Here is a 4,173-nt window from a genome sequence, read left to right as displayed (position 1 = left end):
ACCTAGTAAAATCCAACATCTCTCTAAACGATACAATAACACCTGACGCGGGATGGAGCAGCCAGGTAGCTCGTCAGGCTCATAACCTGAAGGTCGCAGGTTCAAATCCTGCTCCCGCAACCAGCGATACAGAACGGCCCGAAGCACCTGCTTCAAGGGCCGTTTTTGTTTGCCCCAATGCTATCAGTCCCGCAAGTTCGCCAACCAGCTCAATGGACAGGGAACCATCTTCCGGGATCAGGCGCACCTCGGACAGGAGGCTGCGGATGATCGTGCCAGTGCCCGCCGCCGCAGGCGTCAGAACGATCCGCTCCACCAGCGCCCGCAGCGCCTCCTTGGCCTCTTCCATGCCTTCGGCAGACCCAAGGGTCCGGATCACCGCGACACCCGTTCGCGGTAGCCGTAGGACTTTCCCCCGGCGGACTTCCCTTTCAGTGCCCTTCCCTTGAGGCCGCGGCGGGTTTTGTCGGCGAGATCCTTGATGAAGAGAGAGTTCATTGTCCCTTTGAAGCCGACATGGAGGAGATCAATCTCGCCTTCCGAGACCTGTAAAGATCGGCATGGTCGTGTTGCGGTTTGATGCCTCTCCTTTGATAGCATTTATTGCACCAAAGGAGACAAGCTTTGGGAACGAAACGGACGGACGAATTCCGCGCTGATGCGGTGCGGATCGCGCTGACCAGCGGACTGACACGCAAACAGGTGGCGTCTGATTTGGGTGTCGTCGTATCGACACTGAACAAGTGGATCACGATGCATCGCGATACGGAAATGGTGCCGGACAAAGACCTGGACCTTGCCCGCGAGAATGAGCGGCTTCGACGCGAGAACCGTATTCTCAAGGAGGAGAGGGATATTCTAAAAAAGGCCACAGCCTTCTTCGCGAGCCAAAAGCCATGAGGTTTCGGTTCATTGAGGAGCATGGCCGAGACTTCCCGACCAGCCGCCTTTGTCGGGTTATGAATGTCAGCGAACGAGGCTTGCGCGCCTATCGCAGCCGTCCCGCCAGCCGAAGGCAGCGAACCGACATGGTTATTCTGGCCCACATCAAGGAACAATCCCGTCTCAGCCTGGGGAGCTACGGCCGCCCGAGGATGACTGAAGAGTTGAAGGAACTTGGCCTGAACGTCGGACACCGTCGCGTCGGGCGCTTGATGCGCGAGAACGGAATACGGGTCGAACGCTCAAAGAAATACAAGGTAACGACCGACAGCAATCATGCCTTCAACATTGCGCCGAACCTTGTGAACCGGGACTTCTCAGCGGATCAGCCCAACCAGAAATGGGCGGGCGACATCAGCTATGTCTGGACACGGGAAGGCTGGCTCTATCTTGCCGTGATTTTGGATTTGCATTCCCGGCGTGTCATCGGCTGGGCCGTGAGCAATCGCATGAAGCGCGACCTGGCGATCCGGGCATTGAAGATGGCCGTCGCATTGAGACGGCCACCGAAGGGCTGCATCCATCATACGGACCGCGGCAGCCAGTACTGCTCGCACGACTATCAGAAGACCCTGCGCCAGCATGGGTTCCAGGCGTCGATGAGCGGGAAGGGCGATTGCTATGACAACTCTGCTGTCGAAACATTCTTCAAAACAATCAAAGCCGAGTTGATCTGGCGCAGGTCATGGCCAACACGCCGAGACGCTGAAATGGCCATCTTCCAGTACATCAACGGCTTCTACAATCCGCGCCGACGGCACTCAGCATTGGGCTGGAAAAGCCCGGTCGCATTCGAACGGAAAGTGGCATAAACGAGCACCAGGAGCGGCACGAAAACGGGACACGTACATCCAGTGCCTTCAGCCGCCGGGCGTCTGAAATTCCATGACGCCATACTTCGACCGCTACTTGTAGAAGATCCCATCGCTGATGCCGTGCTTGCAGCACAACTCTTTCGCGCCCAGCCCGGCCTGATGCTCCTTCAGAATGCCTATGATCTGCTCGTCGCTTAACCGGCTTCTCTTCATCGTCTGTCTCCTCAGTTGGATAACAGGCTAACTTCAAAGCGAGGACATTTCAGGGGAGCACGTCAGGGAACATCGCAGAAGTGAGCTGGGCGTTGCACCTTTTTGGCTTCCCGTGCGCTGAACCAGGCAGGAGAAGGCAAGAGAAGCAAAAAAATTGTTGAAAGCGCTGTATCTTTTGGGGTTGCGGCATTTCGGCGGTAAGATTAAACCCCGCCGCAGTGGACCGATAGCTCAGCTGGATAGAGTACTTGACTACGAATCAAGGGGTCGGGGGTTCGAATCCTCCTCGGTCCGCCACTTCCCAAATTGTCAAATGCCAAGCAAAACTGACCTTTCTGTCAGATTGTTGGCCCAGTTCCCGTTATCTGCTCGCGGGATCTGTTAGGTTTGATCTGACTTCCTTCAGGAAAACTAGGGCTGATTTGCAGGTTCAATCGGCGAAGCTGCCTGTTCCTGCTGAGCCACCAGCTGCTATGAGCACCAGGCCGGCTTGCTGCGGGCGCAGTCGGTCACTAGCAGCCCTAAGCGAACCTCCGGCCTGCCTCGCAGCTGGGACTGGTACTCATGCAAGTCGGGCGGGAAGCCGCCATTCGCTGCAGGAGCAAACCAGAGTTTTCTAAAGGCCAAATCTGCCATTGGTTCTGACCTGCAAGGTGCTTACGGAATGCTTTCGAGGAGCGATGAAACGACAAAGAAAACTACAAAAAAGAAGATCAAGAAATAGAGCCAGGCGAACGGTCGGACAATCCGCTTCGCTTCAGCCTCTTGGAGGCCAAGGTATGTTCCCGTGGCTCTTTGGTACTCTTTTTTGAAGTTCTCCGGCCATCTGTCGGGTAGAACAACTTCTATCGTCTTCTTAACGATCAAAGGCTCTTCCAATGTACCGCCGTGATCTGTGTCAATCATGGCAACCATCTTGTCCAGCTCTGCGGGAAGCACCTCCAATTTCCTTGCCTGAGAACCTACAACGTCCTCCAAAAGCTCGTGAAGTCTTTGGAAGTTTTCCGGTAGTTTTGTGAATCGTATGGACTCTTCGAACTGCAAAACGTGTGAAAGCCAATCGCGGATCAAGACAATGGACCGATTCATTGTGCGGACGTCAGCGGGTTCGCCCGGTTCTCCCCAGCTCTCGGTCAGGCGTTTCAGTAAGCCGTCAACTGGACCGAATATCTCCTGCATTTCGCTGATCTTCTGATCTATCCAAACTATAGCAGATGCCTCATCAAGGAATGAAAGTTGGCGTAGGTAACGGCCGCTGTTAAGGTCCTCGAGGTTCTCAAAAATCTCTGTATTGTAGTGTCGAAGCAATTCCGCGGTTAGCCGCCACTCCCAACCCAACGGCTTATCGATCAAAAGTCGACGCACAAACGGCGGTTTGTCCTGAAAGGGCGCAAGTTCTTCTTCCAACAAGCGGCGTTGCAAGTCTTCGCCTGGTTTGCCAAGTCGTTCGGAGACAAACCTCTCGTGTTGTTCCCGCCATTGCAGAAGCAGATCTTCTGAGTGCCGCCTTTCGTCGTTGTCGACCATCTTATGACAGTTGCGGCAGAGCCAGATACCATTCGTGATATCCGCGCGTAGCACGTCGTTTGAACCACGACGATACCTAGCACTGTTGGGACGCGCACCGGAAATGTGTGCGGCTTCGCCAATGCTTGTGGTGCCAGTTGGATTAGAGTTGGGTCCGACCGTAGGTGTCCTACAGTCAGGATTGCTGCACAAATAGCCGGCGCGTTTTCCGAGTGCTTCGATAGTGGCCTTGTTGAAATCTGGTGCCATAATGCCCAACAGTATTTTTTACCTGAAGGTATTGCCTCTTGACCGAACTGTCAGCCGAAATTCGACTTCGTCCTACTCGCATAGCTCTACTTGCAAGCCCCAACGACCAAGCGTCGATCAGAAAGTTCATGAGAGTATGTTCTTGCTTGTGGGGCGGTGTCTTCAATCCAATTATTCCGATCTTTCGGAATACTCCAAACGAGTGGCGATCAACGGTCAGACAATCGATGAAAGGAATTGATGTAACCAAAGGCTATTTGAGGTTTTTTGAACCCGACATCTTGGTTGAAGCGCACGAGGGTTATGAGCTACTCCCCGAAAATCGGACACTGACGTAAGCTACAATTTGCTGTCTGTTGATCTTCGACGCAGAGGAGATCAGAGATGTCGAAACGGAAGAACCATTCGCCTGAGTTCAAGGCCAAGG

2 protein-coding genes, 2 tRNA genes and 2 pseudogenes are annotated in these 4,173 nt (G+C 54.1%); 3 read left to right on the top strand and 3 right to left on the bottom strand.

All coding sequences use genetic code 11. From position 1 onward, the window contains the following. Positions 1 to 46 precede the first annotated feature (46 nt). A tRNA-Met gene (locus tag N6L27_RS23195) sits at positions 47 to 123 on the top strand. A 273-nt stretch (positions 124 to 396) separates the two neighbouring features. On the opposite strand, the pseudogene N6L27_RS23190 reads toward N6L27_RS23195, so the two are convergent. Beyond that, positions 397 to 600, bottom strand: a pseudogene (locus N6L27_RS23190) (hypothetical protein); the annotation flags it as partial. A 24-nt stretch (positions 601 to 624) separates the two neighbouring features. On the opposite strand from N6L27_RS23190, the gene N6L27_RS23185 reads away from it, so the two are divergent. Continuing rightward, positions 625 to 1,754 (top strand): IS3 family transposase gene (locus N6L27_RS23185; RefSeq protein ID WP_271909786.1). Its coding sequence is split into 2 segments (ribosomal slippage): positions 625 to 868 and positions 868 to 1,754, totalling 1,131 coding nucleotides; the frame shifts between segments, so codons are not numbered across the junction. 96 nt (positions 1,755 to 1,850) lie between these two features. On the opposite strand, the pseudogene N6L27_RS23180 reads toward N6L27_RS23185, so the two are convergent. Then, a pseudogene (locus N6L27_RS23180) lies at positions 1,851 to 1,970 on the bottom strand (transposase); the annotation flags it as partial. A 220-nt stretch (positions 1,971 to 2,190) separates the two neighbouring features. Here N6L27_RS23180 and N6L27_RS23175 point away from each other — a divergent pair. Then, positions 2,191 to 2,267: transfer RNA gene (locus N6L27_RS23175), tRNA-Arg, on the top strand. Positions 2,268 to 2,627: 360 nt separating this feature from the next. On the opposite strand, the gene N6L27_RS23170 is transcribed toward N6L27_RS23175, so the two are convergent. Continuing rightward, a complete protein-coding gene (locus tag N6L27_RS23170; protein ID WP_271909785.1) occupies positions 2,628 to 3,497 on the bottom strand; it encodes a hypothetical protein in 870 nt (289 codons plus the stop codon). Positions 3,498 to 4,173: the final 676 nt, after the last annotated feature.

Origin of the sequence: Leisingera sp. SS27 (genome assembly GCF_028368855.1) — a bacterium.
GTDB lineage: Bacteria > Pseudomonadota > Alphaproteobacteria > Rhodobacterales > Rhodobacteraceae > Leisingera.
The sequence above is the reverse complement of the archived record's forward strand: the minus strand, read 5'-3'. Positions and strand labels throughout refer to the sequence as shown.